At 75.2% G+C, this 24,217-nt stretch carries 21 protein-coding genes; 10 read left to right on the top strand and 11 right to left on the bottom strand.

Translation table 11 applies throughout. The features are described from left to right. The first annotated feature begins 37 nt into the window (after positions 1-37). Together AB0I11_RS07125 and AB0I11_RS07120 are read left to right on the top strand one after the other, a co-directional pair. A complete protein-coding gene (locus tag AB0I11_RS07125) occupies positions 38-1,312 on the top strand; it encodes a PQQ-binding-like beta-propeller repeat protein (protein WP_357314668.1) in 1,275 nt (424 codons plus the stop codon). Further along, a complete protein-coding gene (locus tag AB0I11_RS07120; RefSeq protein WP_357314666.1) occupies positions 1,309-2,595 on the top strand; it encodes a PQQ-binding-like beta-propeller repeat protein in 1,287 nt (428 codons plus the stop codon). Before AB0I11_RS07125 ends, AB0I11_RS07120 begins: the two co-directional genes overlap by 4 nt. A gap of 1 nt (position 2,596) precedes the next feature. Here the strand turns inward: AB0I11_RS07120 and AB0I11_RS07115 are convergent, their stop codons facing one another. Next, a complete protein-coding gene (locus AB0I11_RS07115) occupies positions 2,597-3,889 on the bottom strand; it encodes a peptidase C39 family protein (RefSeq protein ID WP_357314665.1) in 1,293 nt (430 codons plus the stop codon). A gap of 159 nt (positions 3,890-4,048) precedes the next feature. On the opposite strand from AB0I11_RS07115, the gene AB0I11_RS07110 reads away from it, so the two are divergent. The 3 genes from AB0I11_RS07110 to AB0I11_RS07100 all read left to right on the top strand — a co-directional run bounded on the left by AB0I11_RS07110 (position 4,049) and on the right by AB0I11_RS07100 (position 6,429). Then, a complete protein-coding gene (locus AB0I11_RS07110) occupies positions 4,049-4,717 on the top strand; it encodes a response regulator transcription factor (protein ID WP_357314663.1) in 669 nt (222 codons plus the stop codon). Beyond that, complete coding sequence (locus tag AB0I11_RS07105; RefSeq protein WP_357314660.1) at positions 4,714-5,871, top strand: HAMP domain-containing sensor histidine kinase; 1,158 nt, start codon at positions 4,714-4,716, stop codon at positions 5,869-5,871. The genes AB0I11_RS07110 and AB0I11_RS07105 overlap by 4 nt, the downstream gene beginning before the upstream one ends. A 171-nt stretch (positions 5,872-6,042) precedes the next feature. Next, positions 6,043-6,429 carry a VOC family protein gene (locus AB0I11_RS07100; protein ID WP_357314658.1) on the top strand — a complete coding sequence of 129 codons (387 nt, stop codon included), beginning with the start codon at positions 6,043-6,045 and terminating at the stop codon, positions 6,427-6,429. Positions 6,430-6,487: 58 nt separating this feature from the next. Here AB0I11_RS07100 and AB0I11_RS07095 read toward each other — a convergent pair whose 3' ends face one another. The 4 genes from AB0I11_RS07095 to AB0I11_RS07080 all read right to left on the bottom strand — a co-directional run bounded on the left by AB0I11_RS07095 (position 6,488) and on the right by AB0I11_RS07080 (position 12,388). Then, on the bottom strand, positions 6,488-7,261 hold the full coding sequence (locus AB0I11_RS07095) for a hypothetical protein (protein WP_357314656.1): 774 nt from the start codon (positions 7,259-7,261) through the stop codon (positions 6,488-6,490). Between the two features lie 276 nt (positions 7,262-7,537). Further along, a complete protein-coding gene (locus AB0I11_RS07090) occupies positions 7,538-9,604 on the bottom strand; it encodes a 3-hydroxyacyl-CoA dehydrogenase NAD-binding domain-containing protein (protein ID WP_357315080.1) in 2,067 nt (688 codons plus the stop codon). Positions 9,605-9,624: 20 nt separating this feature from the next. Continuing rightward, the gene (locus AB0I11_RS07085) at positions 9,625-10,818 is read right to left on the bottom strand and encodes a thiolase family protein (protein ID WP_357314654.1); all 1,194 of its coding nucleotides are present in this window, start codon (positions 10,816-10,818) and stop codon (positions 9,625-9,627) included. 247 nt (positions 10,819-11,065) lie between these two features. Continuing rightward, positions 11,066-12,388: a ribonuclease D gene (locus tag AB0I11_RS07080; protein ID WP_357314651.1), complete on the bottom strand. Its 1,323-nt coding sequence runs from the start codon at positions 12,386-12,388 to the stop codon at positions 11,066-11,068. A 227-nt stretch (positions 12,389-12,615) separates the two neighbouring features. Here AB0I11_RS07080 and AB0I11_RS07075 point away from each other — a divergent pair, with 227 nt between their 5' ends. Together AB0I11_RS07075 and AB0I11_RS07070 are read left to right on the top strand one after the other, a co-directional pair. Then, entirely contained in the window at positions 12,616-14,178 is a 1,563-nt protein-coding gene (locus tag AB0I11_RS07075) for a trypsin-like peptidase domain-containing protein (RefSeq protein WP_357314649.1), read from the top strand. Positions 14,179-14,307: 129 nt separating this feature from the next. Further along, complete coding sequence (locus AB0I11_RS07070) at positions 14,308-15,084, top strand: hypothetical protein (protein ID WP_357314648.1); 777 nt, start codon at positions 14,308-14,310, stop codon at positions 15,082-15,084. Between the two features lie 144 nt (positions 15,085-15,228). Here AB0I11_RS07070 and AB0I11_RS07065 read toward each other — a convergent pair whose 3' ends face one another. Continuing rightward, positions 15,229-15,801 carry a DUF3000 domain-containing protein gene (locus AB0I11_RS07065; protein WP_357314646.1) on the bottom strand — a complete coding sequence of 191 codons (573 nt, stop codon included), beginning with the start codon at positions 15,799-15,801 and terminating at the stop codon, positions 15,229-15,231. A gap of 181 nt (positions 15,802-15,982) precedes the next feature. On the opposite strand from AB0I11_RS07065, the gene hemE reads away from it, so the two are divergent. The 3 genes from hemE to hemQ are packed head-to-tail and all read left to right on the top strand — an operon-like array spanning position 15,983 to position 19,277. Next, on the top strand, positions 15,983-17,131 hold the full coding sequence (gene hemE, locus AB0I11_RS07060; protein ID WP_357314643.1) for a uroporphyrinogen decarboxylase: 1,149 nt from the start codon (positions 15,983-15,985) through the stop codon (positions 17,129-17,131). 2 nt (positions 17,132-17,133) lie between these two features. Then, positions 17,134-18,579 carry a protoporphyrinogen oxidase gene (hemG, locus tag AB0I11_RS07055; RefSeq protein WP_357314641.1) on the top strand — a complete coding sequence of 482 codons (1,446 nt, stop codon included), beginning with the start codon at positions 17,134-17,136 and terminating at the stop codon, positions 18,577-18,579. Continuing rightward, positions 18,576-19,277 carry a hydrogen peroxide-dependent heme synthase gene (hemQ, locus tag AB0I11_RS07050; RefSeq protein ID WP_357314639.1) on the top strand — a complete coding sequence of 234 codons (702 nt, stop codon included), beginning with the start codon at positions 18,576-18,578 and terminating at the stop codon, positions 19,275-19,277. Before hemG ends, hemQ begins: the two co-directional genes overlap by 4 nt. A 90-nt stretch (positions 19,278-19,367) precedes the next feature. Here hemQ and AB0I11_RS07045 read toward each other — a convergent pair whose 3' ends face one another. The 5 genes from AB0I11_RS07045 to AB0I11_RS07025 all read right to left on the bottom strand — a co-directional run bounded on the left by AB0I11_RS07045 (position 19,368) and on the right by AB0I11_RS07025 (position 24,105). Further along, complete coding sequence (locus tag AB0I11_RS07045) at positions 19,368-20,477, bottom strand: lytic polysaccharide monooxygenase (RefSeq protein ID WP_357314637.1); 1,110 nt, start codon at positions 20,475-20,477, stop codon at positions 19,368-19,370. 152 nt (positions 20,478-20,629) lie between these two features. After that, complete coding sequence (locus tag AB0I11_RS07040) at positions 20,630-21,067, bottom strand: GNAT family N-acetyltransferase (RefSeq protein ID WP_357314635.1); 438 nt, start codon at positions 21,065-21,067, stop codon at positions 20,630-20,632. A 9-nt stretch (positions 21,068-21,076) separates the two neighbouring features. Continuing rightward, entirely contained in the window at positions 21,077-22,006 is a 930-nt protein-coding gene (locus AB0I11_RS07035) for a cytochrome c biogenesis protein CcdA (RefSeq protein ID WP_357314632.1), read from the bottom strand. A gap of 1 nt (position 22,007) precedes the next feature. Then, complete coding sequence (locus AB0I11_RS07030) at positions 22,008-22,634, bottom strand: redoxin domain-containing protein (RefSeq protein WP_357314630.1); 627 nt, start codon at positions 22,632-22,634, stop codon at positions 22,008-22,010. A gap of 22 nt (positions 22,635-22,656) precedes the next feature. Beyond that, positions 22,657-24,105: an NF041680 family putative transposase gene (locus AB0I11_RS07025; protein ID WP_357314628.1), complete on the bottom strand. Its 1,449-nt coding sequence runs from the start codon at positions 24,103-24,105 to the stop codon at positions 22,657-22,659. Between the last annotated feature and the right edge of the window lie 112 nt (positions 24,106-24,217).

Raw genomic sequence — 24,217 nt, 5'->3', positions numbered from 1 at the left:
GCGGTCCACCGGGGCGGCGGGGTGGGGAGGGATGCGGGTGACCGTCATCGATCTGGGTGACCTCCGGGAAGCGCCCACGCCAGACCGTCCGGCCCGCCGGCCACGTGCCGGTGGCCGCGTCCAATGGGCGCTGCTGGTGCTGGTGGTGTCGTTGCTCACGCTGGCCGGCGCCGTCCCCGTGGCCGGGCGTGTCGCGGTCACGCTGCCCGGCGGTCCGGCCGCGGCCGCCTTCCTCGCCGGCGGCCGGGTGTACCTGGTGCAGCCGCCCGACCCGGCGCGGGGCGTGGGCCGCGAGCTGGTCGCGTACCGGCTGGACCGCGCCCGCCGGGCGCGGGTGCTGTGGCGGACCCCGCTCCCGGTGGGCGGACTCGCCGACGCCGTCTGGCGACGTGACGGTGTCGTGCTGCTGGTCGAGCGGACCCGCAACGACACCAGCTGGGACACGGTGGCCTTCGACGTCGGCACCGGGCGGCTCGCCTGGCGGCAGTCCGGGGTGGCCTATCCGATCGGCGACGGCGTGCTGCTCTACGGGACGGGACCGGCCGGGAACGGTGCGACCCGCCGGGTGGACCCGGCCACCGGCCGGACCCTGTGGACCGTCCCGAGCGCCGGCCTGCTCCAGCTCGGGTTCGGGCCGGCCGGCATCGACCGGCTGGTCCGCACCGTCGCCCCCGACCGGATGGAGGTCTACGACCCGGTAAGTGGGGCCCGGTTGGTGGCTCGTGCGCTGGGCTTCGGTGCGACGCCCTCCGGGCGGCTCACCGCGTTGGCCGCCGGACTGCTGCTGGTGGCCGACGTGGACGGCGGCACCCTCACCGGCTACGACCTGGACACCCTCGAGCCCCGTTGGACCGTCCCGTTCCCGCCGATGGGCCGCGCGGAGACCTGCGGTCGCCTGCTCTGTGTGCTGGGAGAGACCGGCGGGATGCGGGCGCTCGACCCGGCCACCGGCGCGACCCGGTGGACCGACGACCGGTGGAGCGGCGCGCTGACCGCCGCCGGCGGGCGGCTGCTGGTCACCGAGGAGACCGCCGCCGGCACCGAGCTGGCCGTCGTCGAGGAGGCCACCGGCCAGCTGGTCGCCGGCCTCGGCACCTGGACCCTGGTCTCGCAGGACGAGAGCGACGGCCGGATCACGGGCATGCGGCCGGCGGTCGACGGTCGGCTGCTCGTCGCCGAACTGGACCCGGCGGCGGGTGCCGCCCGGATCCGCGAGGCGTTGCCGCACACGAGCATGGACTGCAAGGTCGGCGGGGAGCTGCTGCTCTGCCGCCGGGTCCAGGGCGGCTTCGGGGTGTGGCGGACCGGGTGAGCCGGGTGATCGAGCTGGGGGAGCTGCCGCACGGCGGGGAGGCCCGGCCGGTCGCCGAGCCGCCCCGCCCACCGGCCCGCGCCGTCCGGATGACGCTGCTCGGTTGCCTGGCGCTGTTCACCCTGGCCGGCGCGGCCCCACTGGCCCACCGGCCGGCCGGCGTCCTGGTGCCCGCCCCGCAGAGCGCCAGCTTCGTCGTGGTCGCCGGCCGGCTGGTGGTGGCCGACGGGCCGGGCACCGTGGGCCGGGGCGGCCGGGCGGTCACCGGGCACCGGTTGCCCGGCGGCGAGACCAGCTGGCAGTTCCTCCTCCCCGCCGGGGACCACGTCCTCGGGCTGAGCAGGGTGGCCGGCCTGCTGCTGGTCACCAGCAGCCCGACCGGGGCGGGCGACACCCGCTCCACCGCCCTCGACCCGGCCTCCGGGGCGGTGCGCTGGCAGCACACCGGCTACCCGGTGCCGACCCAGGAGGACGGGGTGCTCTTCGAGACGCCGCGCGCCGACGGCAGCGGCACCATCCGCGCGGTCGACCCGGCGTCCGGCGCGGCCCGCTGGTCGCTGCCGCTGCCCGGCAACGGGGTCGCGTACCGCAGCGGGGACCGGGGGGTACGCGAGATCGTGCTGGTCACCGCCGACGGCCGGGTCGAAGTGCACGACGCCGACTCCGGCGCGCTGCGGCACACCGGCCGGGTGCCGCCGGCCGCCGACGGGGTGTCGTACCGGTTCACCCAGGTGGTGGCCGACCTGCTGCTGGTCGACGCCGAGCCGGGCCGGGTCACCGCGTACGACCTGGCGGGGCTGCGGCGCCGCTGGAGCGTGCCGGTGCCGGCGCGCGGCGCCGGCTGGTTCGCCGACTGCGCGGGGGTGATCTGCCTGCACCGGCAGGCCGCCGGGGTACGCGTCTTCGACCCGGCCACCGGGCGTCACCTGTGGACCGACGAGCGCTGGCTGCGGGTGACCCAGATCGGCGCCCGGCTGCTCGCCGCCGCCCCGGCGCTCGGGCCGGAGGAGGACCTGGTCACCCTCGACCCGACCACCGGCCGGGTGCTGGCCCGGTTCGGCCACTGGCGGCTCAGCGGCATCGACCGGCTGGCGGCCCGGCAGCTCGGGTTCCGCCGGCTCCCCGACGACCGTACGCTGGTCGCCGAGCTGGACGTGCCGGCCGGCCGGGTCCGGTTCCGCGCGGTGCTCGCCGGCACCTGGGACGACTGCGCCGACGCCGGCCGGGCGCTGGTCTGCCTGCGGCCCTCCGGCGGGCTGGTGATCTGGCCGGTGGACCCCTGAGTCACCAGTTGGCCTGCCGGGGCGGGGGAGGCAGCGGCACCGACTCGGGCCGGATCACGTACGCGATGCCGCCGCTGCCGCCCTGCCAGGCCGTCTCGAACGGCGCCCGGGGCACCGTGCGGCGCACCCCGTCGTCGTCCGGGGCGTACGGGTCGTTGAGCACCGGGTCGCCCTCGGCGGTGAACCCGACCAGCACCATCAGGTGCCCCCGGGTGTCGTAGTCCAGCCCCGGCACCTGCCCCCGGGTGAAGGCCGCCGACACGATCAGCGGGATGCCGGCGGCGACGAACCGTTCCGCCTCGGCCAGGCCGCGCAGCCGGGTGACGAAGGCGTCCACCCCGTGCCGCCCCGCGTACGCCGTGTTGAACGCCCAGTTGCCGGCCCCCGCGTACGCGTGGTCGTAGCAGTGCCGGGCGGCGTGCACCACGACCGGCCGGTGGCCCGGCGGGTCCACCCAGGCGTACCGGTCGGGGGTCGGGCCGGCGCCCCAGAAGTCCAGCACCATCGAGACGCTGGTGGGGCTGCACCAGGAGTCCCCGCCGCCGCCCCACCGGGTCTCCCCGCCGGCGTGCAGCCGCTGGGCGTACCGGGGCACGTCGAGCACCCGCCCCCGGGCCGCCGGGGCCGCCGGGGCCGGCCCGGCACCTGCCGCCGGGGCCGCCGGGGCCGGCCCGGCACCTGCCGCCGGGGCCGCCGGGGCCGGCCCGGCACCTGCCGCCGGGGCCGCCGGGGTGGGCCCGGCACCGGTCGTCGGCGGCGTCGCGGCGGCGGCGACCGCGCCGAGCGTGCGCAGCACCGGCCCGTCCGCCGCGCCCGCGCGCCGGAACAGGGTCACCCGCAGCTGCCAGCCGGTGACCGCCGTGCCCGCCACGACCAGCGTGTCGACCGCGACCCGGGCGTCCGGGTCGGCCTGCCCCGGCACCGAGCTGCGGTGCAGGCTCGACTCGTCGGCGGCCCAGTGGCCCAGGTCGTACCAGGCGGTGCCGGGCTGCTTGCCGACCCAGCCGCGCAGCTCCACCCGGAGCCAGCCGCCCGCCGGGGTGTCCCCGGTCCAGGACGGGACGATCTCCTCGACCGGAAAGCCCACCGGCACCGCCGGGGAGGTCCAGCTGGCCGTCTCGTACCCGCTGGTGACGCCGCTGTGCGGGTCGGTGTGGTCCCGCCGGCCGGTGGTGGCGCCGATGGTCAGCCCGTCGGCCCCGGCGACCACCCCGTCGGCGGTGCCGAGGCCCAGGTCCGCGGGGAACCGGAATCGCCGGTACGCGATGTCCCGGGCGGGGTCGGCAGCGGGCATGACGGCTCCCGTCGGCTCGGGCCCGGGACGGTGGCCGGGCGGTTGTCGCTGGCTGCCGGCGAGCATCGCGTACCCGAAGATTTTTTGCAACGACGGCGCCGGAGGCCGGGTTGGCGACCGGCACTAGGTTGTCGGGAGGTCACGACGCGGGAGGCCGGGATGCGGGTACTGGTGGTGGAGGACGAGCGGAACCTCGCCGACGCGATCGCGCGAGGGCTGCGCAAGCGCGGCATGGCCGTGGACGTCGCCTACGACGGGAACGCCGGGCACGAGGCGGCCTTCGTCACCCGGTACGACGTGGTGATCCTCGACCGGGACCTGCCCGGGGTGCCCGGCGACCGGATCTGCGCCGACCTGGCCGCCTCCGGCGCCCTGACCCGGGTGCTGATGCTCACCGCCAGCGGCACGGTCGCCGACCGGGTGGAGGGACTGCGCCTCGGCGCCGACGACTACCTGCCCAAACCGTTCGCCTTCGACGAGCTGGTGGCTCGGGTGCAGGCGCTCGGCCGGCGGGCCACCCCGGCCGCCCCGCCGGTCTTCGAGGTCGCCGACCTGGTGCTCGACCCGGCCCGCCGGGTGGTCACCCGGGGCGGCGCGCCGGTCGACCTGACCAACAAGGAGTTCGGCGTGCTGGCCGAGCTGCTCAAGGCGCGCGGCGCAGTGGTCTCCAGCGAGGAACTGCTGGAGCGGGTCTGGGACGCCAACACCGACCCGTTCACCACCATCGTCCGGGTCACCGTGATGACGCTGCGCAAGAAGCTCGGCGATCCGCCGCTGATCGAGACCGTGGTCGGCGCCGGCTACCGGATGACCGAGGTCGCCGCGTGAGCCGGTTCCGGCCGCGGCCCACCCTGCGGCTGCGGCTCACCCTGCTCAACGGGGTGCTGCTGGTGGGTGCCGGGGCGATCCTGGTGCTGCTGGCCTGGCTGCTGGTCCGGGACGCGCTGCGCCCCACCGACGAGCTGCTGCCCGGCACCACCGTGGTGCTCGCCGACGGCCGGTCCCTGGACGCCGGGCAGTGGCAGCGGCAACTGGTCGACGCCGCCTCGCGGGAGCTGCTGCTCAAGGGCCTGGTGGCGTTGCTGGCGATCAGCGTGGTCGGGGTCGCCGGCGCGTACGTGGTGGCCGGCCGGGCGCTGCGCCCGCTGCACCAGGTCACCGCCACCGCCCGCCGGCTCGGCGAGGCCACCCTCGACCAGCGGATCCGCTGGTCCGGGGTGGACGACGAGGTGGCCGAGCTGGCCGAGACCTTCGACGCCATGCTGGACCGGATCGCCGCCGCGTTCGAGGCGCAGAAGCGCTTCGTCGCCAACGCCTCGCACGAGCTGCGCACGCCGCTCGCCGTGATGCGGACCGAGATCGACGTGACGCTCAGCGACGACGAGGCGGACCTGGCCGAGTACCGCCGGATGGCCGACGTGGTACGCGACGCCTCGGAACGGGCCAACGCGCTGGTGGACGCCCTGCTGGTGCTGGCCCGCAGCGAGGCGCAGGCCGGCCGGCGGCTGGCCCGGCGGGCCGAGTGCGACCTCGCCGTCGGCACCGCGAACGCGCTGGCGGCGATGTCCCGCGAGGTGGAGCGGATCGGTCTGAAGGTGCAGACCGAGCTGCGGCCGGCGCCCGTGGTCGGCGATCCGGGCCTGCTCGACCGGCTCGCCGGCAACCTGGTCGAGAACGCGGTCCGCTACAACCACCTGCACGGCCGGCTCTGGGTGCGCAGCGGCACCGACGGGCGGCGGTCCTGGCTGGTGGTCGGCAACACCGGCTTCGAGGTGGCCCAGGCCGACGTGCCGGGGCTGTTCGAGCCGTTCCGGCGCGGCGGCCAGGAACGCACCGGGGCCCGCGGCTCCGGCCTGGGGCTCTCCATCGTCCGGGCGGTCTGCGACGCGCACGGCGGCACGGTCGCCGTGGTGGCCCGCCCCGGCGGCGGCCTGGAGGTGACGGTCACGTTGCCCTCGGCGGACGCCCCGGCCGCCACCTGAGCCGCCCACTTGCCCGGCCGCCCGACCGGCTGAGAAGATCGTCCGGTCAGCCCGTGCCGCGGAAAGGGGGTGTGGTCGATGTCCACCGTGAATGATCCCGCGCCCCGCCCCGGTCACCGCTGACGCCATCCACTGCCGCGGGGCGCACTCCGAACCATGAGGAGAAGCACCGTGAGTGCACAGATCCACTGCGTCACCGTCGAGACCGACGACCCGTACACCCTGGCGAGCTGGTGGGCGGCGGTCCTCGACCGGAAGCTGGCCGACGACGACCACCCGGGCGACCCGGAGGCGGTCCTCGCGGCCCCCGACGGCCAGGGCCCCGACCTGCTCTTCGTGAGCGTGGGGGAGCGGCACGGCAAGGGCGCGTTCCACCTCGACGTGCACGCCGCCGAGGGGACCCGCGATGCCGAGGTCGAGCGGCTGCTCGGGCTCGGCGCGAGCCTGGTCGCCGACCGGCGCCGGCCGGACGGCACCGGCTGGGTGGTGCTGGCCGACCCGGAGGGCAACGAGTTCTGCGTCTGCCGCAGCGCGGCCGAGAAGGCCGCGTCGGCCTGACGACGAGCGGAACGGGCCCGCGCCGTCCGGCGCGGGCCCGTTCCTCGGTCGCGGACGGTCAGTTCTTCTGCTCGATCTGGCCGCGCATGGCGGCGAACTCCTTCTGCAGGTCCGCGCCGGACTTGAAGTAGAGGACGAGCACGCCGACGCTGCCGCGGTCGGCCCAGACGCAGACGCCGACCGAAACGGTCTGCGCCTTGCCGTCACCGCACTCGGCGTCACCGCCCAGCGGCCCGGCGTCGATCGACTTGAAGTTGCTCACCGCGAGCTCCGAGCCGAGGCCCTTGGTGGCGTCGGCCAGCTCCTTCTTCGGGTCGGCGATCAGGCCGGACACGCCGCCGATCATGACCAGGTCCTGCTTCTGCGGGTCACCGTAGAAGGCGCCGACCGTGCTGGTCGCGTCCGGCACGTCCTTCTTCATCTCGGCGACCATGTCGGTGGCGGCCTTCTGCAGCTGCGGGTCGGTCACCTTCGGCCGGCCGGCGAGGGTCTCCGGGGTGGTCATCCGGGTCTTGGTGGCGTCCACCACCTCGTCCACCTTGTCCTTGGTGGCGAAGTAGAGCGCCGTGCCACCGCCGACGCAGAGCACCACCACGACGGCCAGGACGATGAGCAGGATCTTGCCGACGCTGGACTTCTTCGGCGGCGGGCCGACGGGCGCGCCGTAGCCGGGCTGGCCGGCCTCGGCGCCGTAGGGCGGGCCGGGCTGGGCCGGCGGCGGGTAACCGCCGGGCTGCTGCGGGGACGGATAGCCACCGGACTGCTGCTGCGGCGGGTAACCGCCGGGCTGCTGGTGCGGAGGCGGGTAGGAACCGGGCTGGGGCTGGGACATGTGTGGGCAGCTCCTGTGAGAAATCTGGACGCGTGATCGTAGCCAGCCCGACCGACAACGCGTCGCCCGGCCGGCCCCGACGTCCCGAAACCGGAACCGGGTCGTGACCCGGGGGGACCGGAGCGCGGCCCTGAGCGCGGCCCTGCGCGCGGCCCTGCGCGCGGCCCTGAGCGCGGCCCTGGTCGACCGGAGCGCGGGCCGAAAACGACGATCGCGGTGGCCGGCCCATCCACTCGGGACGGCCGGCCACCGCGATCGCGGGGGAGCGGCGGCGGATCAGCGCAGGCTGGCCACCCCACGCGGCAGGAACCGCTGGCCGGTGACCCGCTCGGCGGTGCCGGTCCGGTCCAGGTACGGCGTGACGCCGCCCAGGTGGAACGGCCAGCCGGCGCCCAGGATCATGCACAGGTCGATGTCCTGCGCCTCGGCGACGACGCCCTCGTCGAGCATCAGCCGGATCTCCTCGGCCAGCGCGTCGAGCGCGTTCTGCCGGACCTGCTCGGCGGTGAGCGGCTGGTCGCCGACCACGAGCAGCTTCGCCACCTCGTCGTTGATCTGGTCGTCGACCACGATCGGCTGGTCCGAGTCGGCGATCCGCTTGAGGTTCTCGCTGACCTTGAACCGGTCCGGGAACGCCTCGTGCAGCGTGCCGCCCACGTGGTACGCCACGGCCGGCCCGACCAGCTGGAGCAGCGCCAGCGGGCGCATCGGCAGGCCCAGCGGGTCCAGCGCGCTGTTCGCCACGTCCAGCGGGGTGCCGGCGTCGACGGCGGCGAACACGGTGCCCAGGAAGCGGGTGAGCAGCCGGTTGACCACGAACGCCGGGGCGTCCTTGACCAGCACCGACGACTTCTTCAGCTGCTTGCCGACCGCGAACGCGGTGGCCAGGGTCGCGTCGTCGGTCCGCTCGCCGCGGACGATCTCCAGCAGCGGCAGCACGGCGACCGGGTTGAAGAAGTGGAAGCCGACGACCCGCTCGGGGTGCTCCAGGTCGGCGGCCATCTCGGTGATCGACAGCGAGCTGGTGTTGGTGGCGAGCACCGCCTCCGGCTTGACGATCTTCTCCAGCTCGGCCCAGACCTGCTTCTTGACGCCCAGGTCCTCGAAGACCGCCTCGATGACGAAGTCGGCGTCCGCGAACCCGCTCTTGTCGACGGTGCCGCTGACCAGGCCGTACAGCTTGGCCGCGGTGCCCTTGTCCATCCGGCCCTTGGTGACCGCCTTCTCGATCTGGGTGTGCACGTACCCGACGCCCTTGTCCACCCGGGACTGGTCCAGGTCGGTCATCACCACCGGCACCTGGAGGCGGCGGGCGAACAGCAGCGCGAGCTGGCTGGCCATCAGGCCGGCGCCCACGATGCCGACCTTGGTGACCGGGCGGGCCAGGCCCTTGTCCGGCGCGCCGGCCGGCCGCTTGGCCCGCCGCTGCACCAGGTCGAAGGCGTACAGGCCGCTGCGCAGCTCCTCGGAGAAGATCAGGTCGGCGAGGGCTTCGTCCTCGGCGGCGGTGCCGGCGCCGAAGTCGGCGTCCTTCGCCGTCTCCAGCAGGTCCAGCGCCTTGTACGCGGCCGGGACCGCGCCGTGCAGCCGCTGGTCCAGGGTCTGCCGGGCGAAGTAGAGCACGCCCGCCCACATGTCCTTGTCGACCTCGGGACGGGTCACGGTGACCTCGCCCCGGACCACGCCGGCCGCCCACTCCAGCGACCGCTCCAGGAAGTCGGCCGGCTCCAGCAGCACGTCCGCGATGCCCATCTCGGCGGCCTGCTTCGGCCTGAGCATCTTGTTCTGCATGAGCGGGTTCTGCAGGATCACCTGGGTGGCGGCCGGGATGCCGATCAGGTTCGGCAGCAGCTGGGTGCCGCCCCAGCCGGGGACGAGGCCGAGCGAGACCTCGGGCAGCGCGAGGGCCGCCACGCCCGCCGACAGCGTCCGGTAGTGGCAGTGCAGGGCCAGCTCCAGGCCGCCGCCCATCGCCGCGCCGTTGACGAAGGCGAAGGTGGGGACGGTGCTCTCCTTGAGCCGGGCGAAGACCCGGTGGCCGAGCCGGCCGATCTCCAGCGCCTGCTCCCGGTTCTCCAGCGCGGGCAGGCTGGTGATGTCCGCGCCCACGCAGAAGATGTACGGCTTGCCGGTGACCGCGATGAACGCCGGGTCGGCGGCGAGCGCGGCGGTGATCGCCTCGTCCAGGCTGGTCAGGCCGCCCGGGCCGAAGCTGTTCGGCTTGGTGTGGTCGAAGCCGTTGTCCAGCGTGATCAGGGCGGCGGGCCGGTCCAGCCCCGGTACGTTCACCTGGCGCAGCAGCGCCCTGGTGACGACCTCGTTCGGTGCGGCGAGCGCGCTCACCGTGGCTCCGTCGTTCGCGCTCACTTGTTGCCCTCCCAGTGCGGGTTCTCCCAGATCACGGTGCCGCCCATGCCGATGCCGATGCACATGGCGGTGAGGCCGTAGCGGACCTCGGGGTGCTCGGCGAACTGCCGGGCGAGCTGGGTCATCAGGCGTACGCCCGAGGAGGCCAGCGGGTGACCGACGGCGATCGCGCCGCCCCACGCGTTGACCCGCGGGTCGTCGTCGGCGATGCCGAAGTGGTCGAGGAAGGCGAGCACCTGCACGGCGAACGCCTCGTTCAGCTCGAACAGGCCGATGTCGTCGATGCTCAGGCCGGCGATGCGCAGCGCCTTCTCCGTCGAGGGGATCGGGCCGACGCCCATCACCTCGGGCTCCACGCCGACGAAACCGAACGACACCAGTCGCATGCCGACGGGCAGGCCCAGCTCGCGGGCGGTCTCCTCGGCCACCAGCAGGGCCGCGGTGGCGCCGTCGTTCAGGCCGGCCGCGTTGCCCGCGGTGACCTTGCCGTGCGGGCGGAACGGCGTCTTGAGGGTGCCGAGCTTCTCCATCGAGGTCTCCCGGGGAGCCTCGTCGGTGGTGGCCAGGCCCCAGCCGGCCTCCGGGTCCCGGATCGCCACCGGCACCAGGTCGCCCTGGAGCTTGCCGTTGGCGTACGCCTTGGCGGTCTTCTGCTGGGAGGCGAGCGCGAACGCGTCGGTGCGCTCCTTGGTGATCTGCGGGACCCGGTCGTGCAGGTTCTCCGCGGTGGCGCCCATCACCAGGGCGGACGGGTCGACCAGCTTCTCCGCGATGATCCGCGGGTTGGGGTCGACGCCCTCGCCCATCGGGTGCCGGCCCATGTGCTCGACGCCGCCGGCGATGGCCACGTCGTACGCGCCCATCGCGATGCCGCTGGCGACGGTGGTGACGGCGGTCATCGCGCCGGCGCACATCCGGTCGATGGCGAAGCCCGGCACCGTCTTGGGCAGGCCGGCCAGCAGGGCGGCGGTGCGGCCGATGGTCAGGCCCTGGTCGCCGATCTGGGTGGTGGCCGCGATGGCGACCTCCTCGACCCGCTCCGGCGGCAGCTGCGGGTTGCGCCGCATCAGCTCTCGGATGCAACGGATCACCAGGTCGTCGGCGCGGGTGTTGGCGTACATGCCACCCGCCTTGCCGAACGGGGTACGGACGCCGTCGACGAAGACGACATCACGAACTTCACGGGGCACTTGGAGCCTCCTCTTCGACCCTGCTTCGGCCGCCGTGGCCGCACGGGGCGCCACGGACCGGATGAAGGTCGGCCGGCACTGGCATTTCCCCCGGATGCTACTCGCCAGTAACCAACGCCGTCACCACCCCCCGTGTGGCCCGCCCCACACTCCCGCCGCCGCTGGCGGCGCCTGTCGATCATGACGGTGCGGTCACCGCCCGCCGGGGAGGTGGCCACACCGTCACGATCAACCGCGGTGCGCGGGCTCAGGCCTCCGGCGGCCACAGAGCCCGGGTCAGCGCGGGAAGCAGGAGGCCGATCTGCCACTCCCGGGCCCCGTAGCCGCGCAGCACCTCCGCGACCGTGTCGTCGGTGATCTCCTCGGGCGGCTGCCAGGCCAGCCGGCGGACATGGTCCGGCGCGATCAGGTTCTCCGGCGGGAGGGTGTGCGCGCCGGCCGTACCGACCACCACCTCCCGGCAGCGGGCCAGCCGGCCGGCCGCCACCGGGTCGCGCTCCGCCCACCGGTGCGGCGGGGGCGGCCCCTCCACCACCGGGGTCGCCGGCAGCGCGTCGTCCGGCAGCTGGCGGGCGTCATCCAGGGCCGCCAGCCAGGTACGCGCCAGCCGACGCACCGAACGACCACCGAAACCGGGGAGGGTGAGCAGGGTCTTCTCGTCCTTCGGGTCCAGCTCGGCGGCGGCCACGATGGCCGAGTCGGGCAGCACCCGCCCGGGAGCGGCGTCCCGCCGGGCGGCGATCTGGTCCCGGGCGTACCAGAGCGAACGGACCCGGGCCTGGGCCCGCGCCCCGCGCACCCGGTGGATGCCCGAGGTGCGCCGCCACGGCTCGGCACGCACCCGGGCCGGTCGGGCGCCGGTGCGGACCAGCGCGGCGAACTCCTCCGCCGCCCACTGCGACTTGCCCTGCCGGTCCAGCTCCTCGTCGAGGGCGTCGCGCAGGTCGACCAGCATCTCCACGTCCAGCGCCGCGTATGTCAGCCAGGACTCCGGCAGCGGCCGGCTGGACCAGTCCGCCGCCGAGTGGTGCTTCTCCAGGGTGTAGCCGAGGAGCTGCTCGGTCAGCGCGGCCAGGCCGACCCGCTCGAAGCCGGCCAGCCGGGCGGCCAGCTCGGTGTCGAACAGCCGGCGCGGCCGTAACCCCACCTCGGCGAGGCAGGCCAGGTCCTGGCTGGCGGCGTGCAGCACCCACTCGGCGTCGGCGATCACCGCGTCGAGGGCGGAGAGGTCCGGCAGCGGCAGCGGGTCGATCAGCGCGGTGCCCGCGCCGGCCCGGCGCAGCTGCACCAGGTACGCCCGCTGGCTGTACCGGTAGCCGGACGCGCGCTCGGCGTCCAGGGCCACCGGGCCGCTGCCCTTCTCGAAACGGGCCACGACCTCGTCGAGCGCGCTCGGTGTGGCCACGGGCGCGGGGGTGCCCTCGCGCGGGGCGGTCAACGGGACGGGCCCGCCGGTGGTCGGTTCGGTCCCCGCGTCCACCGGCTCCGGTACGGCCGGCGACGGGTCTGGTGAGGCCCCTCCCGTACGGCTTTCGGCGGCCCGACGGCGCAGGGGTGGTTCGTCGGTCACCTGACAACCCTAGTGCGCCGGAGGATCCGGTGTGCGCAGCCGGTCGGGCGCGTGTCGGCCCGAGGGCCGGCAGATGTCGCGCCGGTGTCGTCTTGCGTCCGTGTGGCAGGGTCGGACAACGGGGAAGACAAACCCCGTTCGCGCAGGTACGGTCCTTCGGGCCGCGCCGGGTCCCGTGGGGGCCCGCAGGCGTCGCGGCGGGGCGGGCACAGGAGGAACGAGCGATCATGACGGCGGGGTACGGGACCGGCGGCGGCACGCCGGGGCAGTACGGCGACGACGCGGCCGGCCAGCGGCACGACGAGCCCCCGGCGACCGACCGGCCCGGGCCGCTGCCGCCCCGCCTCGCTCCACCGGCCGGCCACGCCCCGATCCCCGGCCAGCCCGGCCCCGGCACCGCCCCGGGCACCGGCTACCCCGGCTCCGCCACGCCGCCCGGCGCCGGCTCTCCCGGCTCCGCGGCCGCGCCCGGCGCCGGCTTCCCGGTGCCGCCCGCGCCTCGGGCCGGCTGGTCCGCGACCCCCCAGGGCGGCCAGTGGGGCGCCCCGGTGTCCGCCCCCACCGCCCAGACCGCCTGGCCGCCGGCCACACCCGACGCCACCACCCAGCCGGCCTCCGGGTCGGCCTATCCGGCTACGCCGGCCTCCGGGTCGGCGTACCCGACTGCGCCGACCTCCGGGTCGACGTACCCGACTGCGCCGGCCTCCGGGTCGACGTATCCGGCCGCGCCGGCCTCCGGGTCGGCGTACCCGACTGCGCCGACCTCCGGGTCGACGTACCCGACTGCGCCGGCCTCCGGGTCGACGTATCCGGCCGCGCCGACCTCCGGGTCGGCGTACCCGGCTTCCTCGACGTCCGGTCCGGCCTACCCGGGCCAGCCCGCGTCGGGTTCCGGCTACCCGGGCCAGCCGTCCGGTCCGGCGTACCCGGGCCAGCCGGTCGCCGCGCCGGGTGGCCTCGCTCCGGCCGGCGCCCCGCCCGGGGCGGATCCGGCGTACCCCGGCCCGCGCCCGGGCCGGCGTTGGGTGCCGGCGGTGGCGCTGGTCATCGCCGGGGTGCTGGCCGTGGTCGCCGGCGTGCAGGCGTACCAGATCCACCGGCTCGGCGACCGGCTCACCGTGACCGACCGGCGGCTGGCCGAGGCGCAGGGCGCGGACGGTCAGCGGTTCGACGGCCTGGAGGGCCGGGCGGACGCCCTGGAGAAGCAGGCCGGTGCCACCTTCAACCCGGAGGCCGTGGCGAGCGCCGTGCTGCCCAGCGTGTTCCGGGTCCGCGCCGGGCAGTTCACCGGCACCGCCTTCGCCATCGGCAAGGCGCCGGCCGGGGGCGGCACCACCCTGCTCACCAACTTCCACGTCGTGGAGGCGGTCTACAACAGCGGTGGCCGCAAGGTCTTCCTGGAGCGCACCGACCAGCGGTTCGACGCCACCATCGTGAAGGTCGACAAGGACAAGGACATCGCCCAGCTGCGGAGCACCGCCCGGTTCAAGGCGCTGGTCGCGGGGGCGACGCCGGTCAAGTCCGGCCAGCAGATCGTGGTGGTCGGCGCCCCGCTGGGCCTGCAGGACAGCGTGACCACCGGCGTGGTGAGCGCGTTCCGCAAGGACGAGGGCGGCTCCGGGCCGGTCATCCAGTTCGACGCGCCGATCAACCCCGGCAACTCCGGCGGTCCGGTGATCAACGGCGCCAAGGAGGTCGTCGGGATCGCCACCGCCAAGGCCCGGGACGCCGAGGGCATCGGCCTCGCGGTCCCGATCAAGACCGCCTGTGACACGTTCAACCTGTGCTGACCGGCACCGTCGCCGGTCGTCCCTGACCGCAGCGCACACCGTCGAGGCGTGGCCCCCGACCACGCCGATCCGCTGAGCCGGCCGTCCCGGCCGCCCCACGGGGGACCAGCAGACCTGGAGGAAAGAAGGATGTCCCAGCCACCGACCGGCGCGGAGGGCTACCCGCCCCAGCCACCGGGCGGCACCATGTACGGCAACCCGTACGGTGCTCAGCCCGCGCCGGGCCAGTACCGGCCGGCCCAGCCGGAGCCCACCCTGCCCCAGCCGCCCGCCAACCCGTACGCGCCGGGCGCCGCGCCCGTCCCGCCGCCGGGGTACCCGCAGCCGCTGTCGGCCCCGCCGGGCACCACCGCGCCGATGTCCGCCCCGCCGGTCTCCGGGCCCGGGTTCGGGCCGCAGCCGATGTCGGGCCCGCCGGTCTCCGGACCGGGATTCGCGCCCCAGCCGATGTCCGCGCCGCCGGGCGCGGTCCCGCCGTACGGGGCGCCGGCGGCGGGCGCCGGCAAGGGGCGGGCCACCACGCTGGTCCTCGCCCTGGTCGCCGGGCTGCTCTTCGTCCTCGGTGGGGTGATGACCGGCCTCTACGTCAACACCAACGGCAAGCTGCACAAGTCCGAGCAGACGGTCAGCCAGCGGAACGGGACGATCACGGCCAACCAGCAGGAGATCGACAAGCTGAAGGCGGACCTGCAGTCGGTTCGGGACAAGCTCTCCGACACCGAGCAGGACCTCACCGGCACCAAGAACGACCGGGACGAGCAGGCCCGCCAGAAGCGGGTCATCGCGAGCTGCCTGGACAAGCTCACCACCGCCATCGCGGCGGCGTCCCGCGGCGACAAGGCGGGCTTCGACCGGGCCAACAAGGGCCTGGACAAGATCTGCGACGAGGCCGAGAACTACCTCTGACCGGGTCGGGCGGGCCGCTCCGGGCAACCGGGGCGGCCCGTGCCGTGCCGGTGGGCTGGGCGGCGCCAGCGGCCCGTGCCATGCGGGCGGGCTAGCGGGCGCCGGTGGGCTGGGCGGCGCCGGCGGGCGTGCCGCGCCGGCGGGCTAGGCGGCGCCGGCGGGGCGGCGGGTTGGCAGGGCGGTCACGCCGGGTGGCGGCAGCCCCGCGGTCGAGGCCAGCAGGGTGCACCAGCCGAGCAGGTGCGGGGCCAGGTCGACGCCGAGCGGCGTCCAGGAGGCGCGGATCTCGATGTCCCCGGCGGCGGGCGGGCCGGCCAGCTCGCCGAACCGGGTGGAGAGGGTCTGGGTGACCGTGCCGCCGATCGCCCGGTGCCGGGCGTCCTGCGCGTCCAGCGCATCGGTCAGCCAGGTCCAGCCCACCCCGGGCAGCAGCGGGTCGCTGGCCAGGTCCACCTCCAGCTCGGCGGTCACGTAGGTGACCAGCCGCAGGGTGCCCTGCCACGCCTCGTGGCCGGCCGGGTCGTGCAGCAGGATCAGCCGGCCGGTGGCCACCTCGTCGCCGTCCCGCAGCACCGCGGCGGAGAGCGCGAACGCGTAGGGGGCCAGGCGCTGCGGGGCGCCGACCTCCTCCAGCATGATCTCCGGGCGGCAGGTCACCGATCGCAGCCCCGCGACCGCGCGGACGAAGGTTTCCGGATGCGCGATCGGGGGGGCCATGCCGGCAGCCTATGCCGCCGTCCACCCGCTCGGCGGGACGGCACGCCGGGCGCTCGTCTCGATCATCCGGGAACGGGGGAGGGCGGTCGGGGCCCCGGTTCCCGAGACGCCCCTGCGTTCACGTCACAAAAGGTGATGGTGGCGGCGGACGCCGGTCCGGCGCGTGGCACGATTGGCCGCGATGACCACCGAGACCACGGGCACTGCCGCCCGAGACGGAGAAACCCGCCGCGGCGGGCCGGCCGACTCGCCCTTCGTCCGCGCCTGCCGGCGCGAGCCGGTCCCGCACACCCCGGTCTGGTTCATGCGCCAGGCCGGCCGGTCGCTGCCGGAGTACCGGGAGATCCGGGCGAACGTGCCGATGTTGGAGTCGTGCCGCCGCCCCGAGCTGATCACCGAGATCACCCTCCAGCCGGTCCGTCGGCACGGGGTGGACGCGGCCATCCTGTTCAGCGACATCGTGGTGCCGGTGGCCGCCGCCGGCATCGACCTGGACATCGTGGCCGGCACCGGGCCGGTGGTGGCCGAGCCGGTGCGTACCGCGGCCGACGTGGAGCGGATCCGCCCGATCAGCCGGGACGACGTGTCCTACGTGGACGAGGCGGTCCGGCTGCTCGTCGCCGAGCTGGGCGACACCCCGCTGATCGGCTTCGCGGGCGCCCCGTTCACCCTGGCCAGCTACCTGATCGAGGGCGGGCCGTCGCGGACCCACGCGAAGACCAAGGCGCTCATGTACGGCGACCCGGAGCTGTGGCACGCGCTCTGCGCCCGGCTGGCCGAGGTGACGTTGGCGTTCCTGCGGGTGCAGGTCGACGCCGGGGTCTCCGCGGTGCAGCTCTTCGACTCGTGGGCCGGCGCGCTCTCCGAGGCCGACTACCGCCGCTACGTCCTGCCGCACTCGGCGCACGTGCTCGCCGGCCTCGCCGACGCCGGTGCCGACGGCGCGGGGACGCGACCGGGCGACGGACCCGCCGAGCCGGCCGTGCCGCGGATCCACTTCGGGGTGGGCACCGGCGAGCTGCTCGGCGCGATGGGCGAGGTCGGCGCCGACGTGGTCGGCGTGGACTGGCGTACGCCGCTGGACGTCGCCACCGGCCGGATCGGTCCGGAGAAGGCCGTGCAGGGCAACCTCGACCCGTGCGTGCTGCTCGCCCCCTGGCCGGTGGTGGAGGCCGAGGTGCGCCGGATCCTGGAGCAGGGTCGGGCCGCCCCCGGGCACGTGTTCAACCTGGGTCACGGCGTGCTGCCGGAGACCGACCCCGAGGTGTTGACCCGGGTGGTCGCGCTGGTGCACGAGCTCAGCGCGCGGCCCCAGGAGGCAAGGAGCTGATCATGGCGCGACCGTGGCGGGTGGCGATCATCGGTGGGGGCATCACCGGGCTGGCCGCCGCCGTCCGGTTGCGCGACCGGGCCCCCGCCGGCACCGAGATCACCGTGTACGAGCAGTCCGGCCGCCTCGGCGGCAAGCTGCGCACCGGCGAGCTGGCCGGCGGCCCGGTCGAGTTCGGCGCCGAGTCGTTCCTGCTGCGGGACCCGGCCGGCGCGGCGTCCGGGGCGGTGGACCTGGTCCGCCGGCTGGGCCTGGCCGAGCGGATCGTGCACCCCACCGTCGGGCAGGCCGCCCTGGTGATCTCCGGCGGGCTGCGCCCGGTCCCCGGCGGCACCCTGGTGGGCGTACCCGGGGATCTGGCGAAGGTGGCCGCGGTGGCGCGGCCGGCCGCGGCGGCCGACCGGGACGAGGGGCGGCCGCTGCTCGGCCCGGACGACGACATCGCGGTCGGCGCGCTGGTCCGCGCCCGCCTCGGCGACCAGGTGGTGGATCGGCTGGTCGACCCGATGCTCGGCGGGGTCTACGCCGGCCGGGCCGACGACCTGTCCCTGGTCGCCACGATGCCGGCCCTGGCCCGGACGGCCCGGGCGGAGCACACCCTGGTCGGGGCGGTCCGCGCCGCGCAGGCCGCCGCGCCGCGCGCGCCCGGCGCCCCGGTCTTCGGCACCCTGGTCGGCGGGTTGAGCACCCTGATCGACGCGGCGGCGACGCAGAGCGGGGCGACGATCCGCCGGAACGCCGCCGTCCGCGAGCTGCACCGCACCCCGACCGGGTGGCGGCTCACCGTCGGACCCACCCGGTTGCCCGACGGTGCCGCGCCGCCGCGCGCCGGGGCGGAGCCGTCGACCGTCGAGGCCGACGCGGTGGTGCTCGCGGTGCCCGCCCGCCCGGCGGCCCGGCTGCTCGCCGACGCCGTGCCCGCGGCGGCCGCCGCCGTCGGCGGGCTCGACTACGCCAGCGTCGCGCTGGTCACCATGGCCCTGCCGGAGCCGGAGCTGCCGGGGCTCTCCGGCCTGTTGGTGCCGGCCACCGAGGGCCTGCTGATCAAGGCAGCCACCTTCTTCACCACCAAGTGGGGGCACCTGCGCCGCCCGGACGGGCTGGCCCTGGTCCGCGCCTCGGTCGGCCGGTACGGCGACGAGGCCGCGCTCCAGCTCACCGACGACGACCTGGTCGGCACCGTGCACCGGGAGTTGTCGAAGGCGCTCGGCACCCCGCTGCCCGCCCCGGTCGACCGGCACGTGCAGCGCTGGGGCGGGGCGCTGCCGCAGTACCCGCCCGGCCACCTCGGCCGGGTCGCGACGGCCCGGGCGGAGCTGCGCGCCGCCCACCCGACGCTGGCGCTGGCCGGCGCCGGCTACGACGGGGTCGGCATCCCGGTCTGCGTCCGCTCCGGCGAGACCGCGGCCGAAGAGATCATCACAGCACTGGGAGGATCGGCAGCATGACCGAGCAGACCAACGCGGCCCGGTTGCGGGAGCTCAACGACAGCATCCGCTACACCATGTGGTCGGTGTACCGGGCCACCAGCCCGCTGCCGTCCCTGCGGGAGAACGTCGTCGACGAGGTCGAGTCCCTCTTCGAGGAGCTGGCCGGCAAGGACGTCACCATCCGGGGCACGTACGACGTGGCCGGGCTGCGCGCCGACGCGGACCTGATGATCTGGTGGCACTCCTCCTCCAGCGACGCCCTGCAGGACGCGTACCTGCGGTTCCGCCGGACGACCCTGGGCCGGGCGCTCACCCCGGTCTGGTCGCAGATGGCGCTGCACCGGCCGGCCGAGTTCAACAAGAGCCACATCCCGGCGTTCCTGGCCGGCGAGGAGGCCCGGGCGTACCTCTGCGTCTACCCGTTCGTCCGCTCCTACGAGTGGTACCTGCTGCCGGACGCGGAGCGGCGGGAGATGCTCGCCGAGCACGGCCGGATGGCGCGCGGCTACCCGGACGTGCGGGCCAACACGGTGGCCTCGTTCGCCCTCGGCGACTACGAGTGGATGCTCGCCTTCGAGGCCGACGAGCTGCACCGGATCGTCGACCTGATGCGCGAGCTGCGGGCCGCCCGGGCCCGCCGGCACGTCCGGGAGGAGATCCCCTTCTACACCGGCCGTCGCCGGTCCGTCGCCGACATCGTCACCTGCCTGGTCTGAGCGGGCGCGGGCACGCGCTGCCGGCCGGCGACAGCCGGACCCGGCCGGGGTCGCGCCCCTGGAGGGGTGGCGACCCCGGCCGGCCGGCGGTCAGGCGCTCGTCGTGCAGGAGAGGTTGCCGGGCACCGGGTTGCTGCCGCTCCACGAGCCGGTGAAGCCGAACGTGGTGCTGGCGCCTGCGCCGAGGCTGCCGTTGTAGGCGACGTTGCGGGCGGTCACCTGTGTCCCGCTGGCGCTGACCGTGGCGTTCCACGCCGAGGTGACCTGCTGGCCGTTGGCGTAGGTCCAGCTCACCGACCAGCCGCGGATCGGCGAGCCGCCGTTGGTCACCTGCACGTCGGCCTGGAAGCCGCCGCCCCACTGCCCGGTGATCTTGTAGGTCGCCGTGCAGGCCCCGGCCGGGTTCGGCGTGGTCGGCGGCGGCGTGGTGGGCGGGGTGGTGGTCGGCGGGGTCGTGGTGGGCGGGGTGGTGGTCGGCGGCGTCGTGGTCGGCGGGGTGGTGGAGCCGCCGCCGAAGTCGACGTCGCTGCACAGGTAGTACGACTGGTCCAGGTGGCTGGCCTGCCAGATGGTGTAGACCATGTGCCGCCCGGTGCGGCCCGGCGCGTTCGCCGGCACCTGGATCGACACGCCCGACGTCTCCTGCGTCCACTGGCTGGCCGGGGTGTTGCCGATCTGGCCGACCAGTTCCAGATCGCTCCAGCGCAGCGGCGAGGTCAACGCGTTGAAGCCCTGCTTGGTCACGTAGACCCGGATGTAGTCGGCGCCGTGGCTGGCCTGGTCGAACAGCTTGATCCGGAAGTTGTTGGAGATCGACGTGGTCTTCCAGGCGCCGACCGTGTCGAGCGCGTTGTAGCGGCCGGACTGGGTGTGCCCGGCGCTGCACAGCTGCCCGTCGGGGATGGCCGCCTGGTGGTTGCCGGCGACGCCCTCGCGGAACAGGCCGTTCCAGTTCCACATGGCGTTCGGGTCGGCCTGCCAGGCCTGCCAGCACATCGGGTCCTGGGTGGCCATCGCCGGGTTCTGGAAGTCGCTGCCCCAGCGTTGCCAGCAGCTGTAGTTGCGCGACGCCGGGTCGACCACCGACCCGTGCGCGGAGGCCGGGCCGGCCAGGGTGAGGTTCAGCAGCGCCGCGACGACCGCGCCGACACTGAGGAGGGCCGCCGCGACGAGGGCGCGGCGGCGGTACGGAGTGGACATCGGAGCCTCCGGGTGGAGATGTCGGTCAAACGACGCCCGGACGGTGCGGGAGTTGCCCCTCCCGTGCCGTGTGTGCTGGCTCCCGTAGCGGTTCCGCCCTGGCACCGTGCCACAGGAAAGCGGTATCCGTCAATCTCTGCGGCGGCCGGCGGTCACCCGTCGCGGCGCATCGGGGTGTGCGGGATGCCATCCTCGACGTAGCCCGGGCCGCTGGCCGTGAAGCCGTGGCCGGCGTAGAAGCCGACCAGGTGGGACTGCGCCTCCAGCACGCACGGCCGGTCGCCGACCAGTGCGAGGGCCTCGGTCATCAGCCGGCCGGCCAGGCCGCCGCCGCGGGCGGCCGGCGCGACCACCACCCGGCCGATCCGGGCCACCCCGGCCGGGTCGGCCAGGATCCGCAGGTACGCCACCACCGCCCCGTCCCGGGTCAGCCACAGGTGCCGGGTGCCGGGCTCGACGTCCCGGCCGTCCAGCTCGGGGTACGGGCACGCCTGCTCGACGACGAAGACGTCGATGCGCAGCCGGAGCAGGTCGTGGAAGGTGCGGGCGTCCAGCTCGGCGAAGCTGGCCAGGTGTGACGCGACGGGCATCCCGCGATGTTAGGTCGAGTCCGTCCCGGCACCCCGGTCGGCCCGGGCGACGGCGGTGTGCGCGGGGACGGTGGCGGTCGGTGCGGTGGCGCGGCGCCGGCGGAGCAGCGTGACCACGGCGGGGACCGCGACCAGCACGGCGACCGTGGCCGCGACCGGCCACGGACCCCACTGCGCCAACCGGTCGCTCAGCGCGCCCTGCACCCGGCCGGCCGCGGCGACCACCGGGTCGTCGGCGTCCCGGCCGGCGAAGAGCCGGACCTCGTACCAGCCGTACCAGGCCACGTAGCCGCCGGTGAACATCAGCAGCAGGCCGGCCAGCCGGCCGAGCATCGGCGCCGCCCGTCTGGTGCGCCGGATCAGGGACTCCCGGGCCAGCGCCACCACGAGGGCCGCGGCGCCCACCGCCAGCCCCATGCCGAGCGCGTACGCGACGAACAGGCCGGCGCCGCCGGCCGGGCTGCCGGCGCGGAAGCCGGCCACCACCACGGCCAGGAACGGCCCGATCGTGCAGCCGAGCGAGGCCACCGCGTACGCCACGCCGAAGAGCACCATCGAGCCGAACCGCGCCTCGACCGCCGGGCCGGTCGCCGGACGCGGCGTGATCGTCGGCAGCTGCCGTCCGGCGAGCAGCCAGCCGCCGGCCACCACCAGTGCCACGCCGATCAGCACCGACACCCACGGCAACCGGCGCGCCACCGCGTCCGCCGCCGGCCCGGCGAGCAGCCCGAACCCGCCGAAGACCGCGACGAAGCCGAGGGTCATCGCGCCGGTCAGGGCCAGCGCCCGGCGCACCGGCGCGAGCGGCCCGCGGCCGGCCGCCCGGTCCTCGCCCAGCACCAGCACCGACAGGTACGCGGGCAGCAGCGCGAACCCGCAGGGGTTCACCGCGGCGAGCAGGCCGGCGGCGAGTGCCAGCCCGTACGGGGTGTCCGACATGTCAGACCAGCTCGGCGACCCGGCGGCGCAGCTCCGCCTGGGACAGTGCCCCGGAGTGCACCACCTTGCCGGTGGAGTCGAGCAGCACGTACCACTCCTGGCTGGTGACGCCGAACCGCCGCCACAGCGTGCCCTCGTCGTCGGCCAGGTTGGGGAACGCGGTGATGCCGGTGTCCCGGACGAAGCGCCGCATGGCGTCCGCGCCGCTGCCCAGCCCGGCCACGCCGACCAGGTTGACCCGGTCGGCGTGGTCCCGGCGCACGGCGGCGACGTCGTCGGCGACCCCCCGGCACCGGCTGCACCAGGCCGCCCAGAACCAGAGCACGGCCGGCCGGCCGGCCAGGCTGCGCCCGGCGAACGACCCGCCGTCGACGGTGCGGGCGGTGAAGTCGAGCGTGCCGGGAACCGGCGTGGCGTTGCCGGTGCTCCCGGCCGGGCCGGTCGCGGTGGGACCGGTCGCGCCCGTGGCGCCGTTCGTGCCGATGGTGCCGGCGGGGCCGGTCGGCGCGGTGGCGGCCGGCCCGCTCGACGTGGCGGCGTCGTCGGTCCCGCCGCCGCCCGCGCAGCCGGCGAGGGCGAGGGTGACGGCCAGGGTGAGCGGCAGCAGTGCCGATCTGACTGCGGGCATGCTCGGATGCTAGTCTTGATTTTTAACCTTTGAGTTTTTGCTGGTCGGCTTGGGTGCGGGCGCGGTGGATGGTTTTGCCGACGTCGTGGCGGGGTGCGCGGTATCGGTTGGGGCTGCCGGGTGGACGTCCGGGGCCGGGCCGGGTGGGTTTTGGTGCCTTCGCGGGATGACTGGTCTTCGGCTGGAGGTTCCGAAACCCGCGGCGGACCCGGGCGGGGCTCAGGCGTTCGGGTCGGGTGGGGCCGGTGGGTCGTTCCCAGGGGCGGCGCAGATCGTGGGTGAGGCCGCGGGCCAGCCGTAGTTGGGTGTGCGCGGTGAGGATCAGCCAGGTCCAGGTGTCGGCCGCGTTCGGGTCGCGGAGGCGGGGTCGGGTCCAGCCGAGGGTCTGTTTGAGCAGCCGGAAGGTGTGCTCGAGGTCAAAGCGGCGCAGGTATGCCTGCCAGAGCAGATCAACCTGGGCGGCGGTCAGGTCGGGCGTGGAGCACCACAGCCAGATCGGTTTGGGGTTGTGACCGGAGGGGACGCGGTCGACGGTCAGCCGCAGCAGGGTGCCTTCCAGGATCGGCAGCGGCCCGGTGTGATTGATCCAGGCGGCGCGGCGGGTCAGCCGGGGATGTACCCGGTTGAAGGCGAGGGCTTGTGCGGTGCCGTAGCGGGAGGTGGCGGTGTGGGTGTGGTGGGTTGGCTGGGGCCAGGTGGTCTCGTCAGACAGCCGTAGTTCCGGGCCGTGGTGGCGAGGCCGGCCGACCGTGGTTGGGGTGCGGGTCGGTGCCGGTAGGCGCATCACCCGGCTGGAGCGCAGCCGCCCGAGGATCTCGACCGGCAGGTCACGCAGGTCGTGGGCGAGGCGGGCGGTGTCGTAGCCTGAGTCGGTCACGATCAGGATCGGCGGGTCACCCTCACGCCGGTGTCCCGCGGTGATCAGCCGGTCAACGACCTGGCGCACCTGCGCGCAGGTCACAGCGGTTTCGTCGTCGGCCGGCCCGAGCCGGACCGCGTCGAGCAGCGCGGTCCAGGAGGTGGCGCCGGTCTCCAGGGCAGCCACGATCGAATACGGCCAGCCAGGGATCCGCTGGTCCTGGGCGCGGGTCTGCCCGGTAACGTGACAGTAGAGCCGGTCCGGGCTGGTGTGAGCTTCCCGGCGCAGCCACGCCGACACGTCCACCGCCAGCACGATCCGCCCGTCGGCGGCCAGCGGGACCGGCAACGCGGCCACCGCCCGGCGCAGCCGGGCCGGCTCCAGACGCCCGTGGTTGACCGCATCGTAGAGCGCACCGTGACCCCGGCGATGTTCGGCGGCCAGGCTCAACCCCACCAAGCTGTCCACCGGGCCATCCACGCACAACACCGCGTCGGTCAGCTCGAACAGGGCGTCCGCCCGACGAGTCAGACAGGCGTAAAACTCCTCCCGGAACCCGGCGAGTCGCCGCAGCGACTCGACGCGGTCAGCGGGGTCGGGCACACTGCTCATCACGGCCTTCGGTTGTAAGTCATGTTCTTCTTTGGCGAGACGACATGATCACCGAAGGCCGTCTTCGTGTCCACTCACGACATCGCACAATGCCTGGCCAGAACACCGAAGG

It is taken from the genome of Micromonospora sp. NPDC050495, assembly GCF_040655175.1.
In the GTDB taxonomy this organism is placed as follows: Bacteria; Actinomycetota; Actinomycetes; order Mycobacteriales; family Micromonosporaceae; genus Micromonospora.
This window is presented reverse-complemented; position numbering and strand designations above follow the sequence as displayed.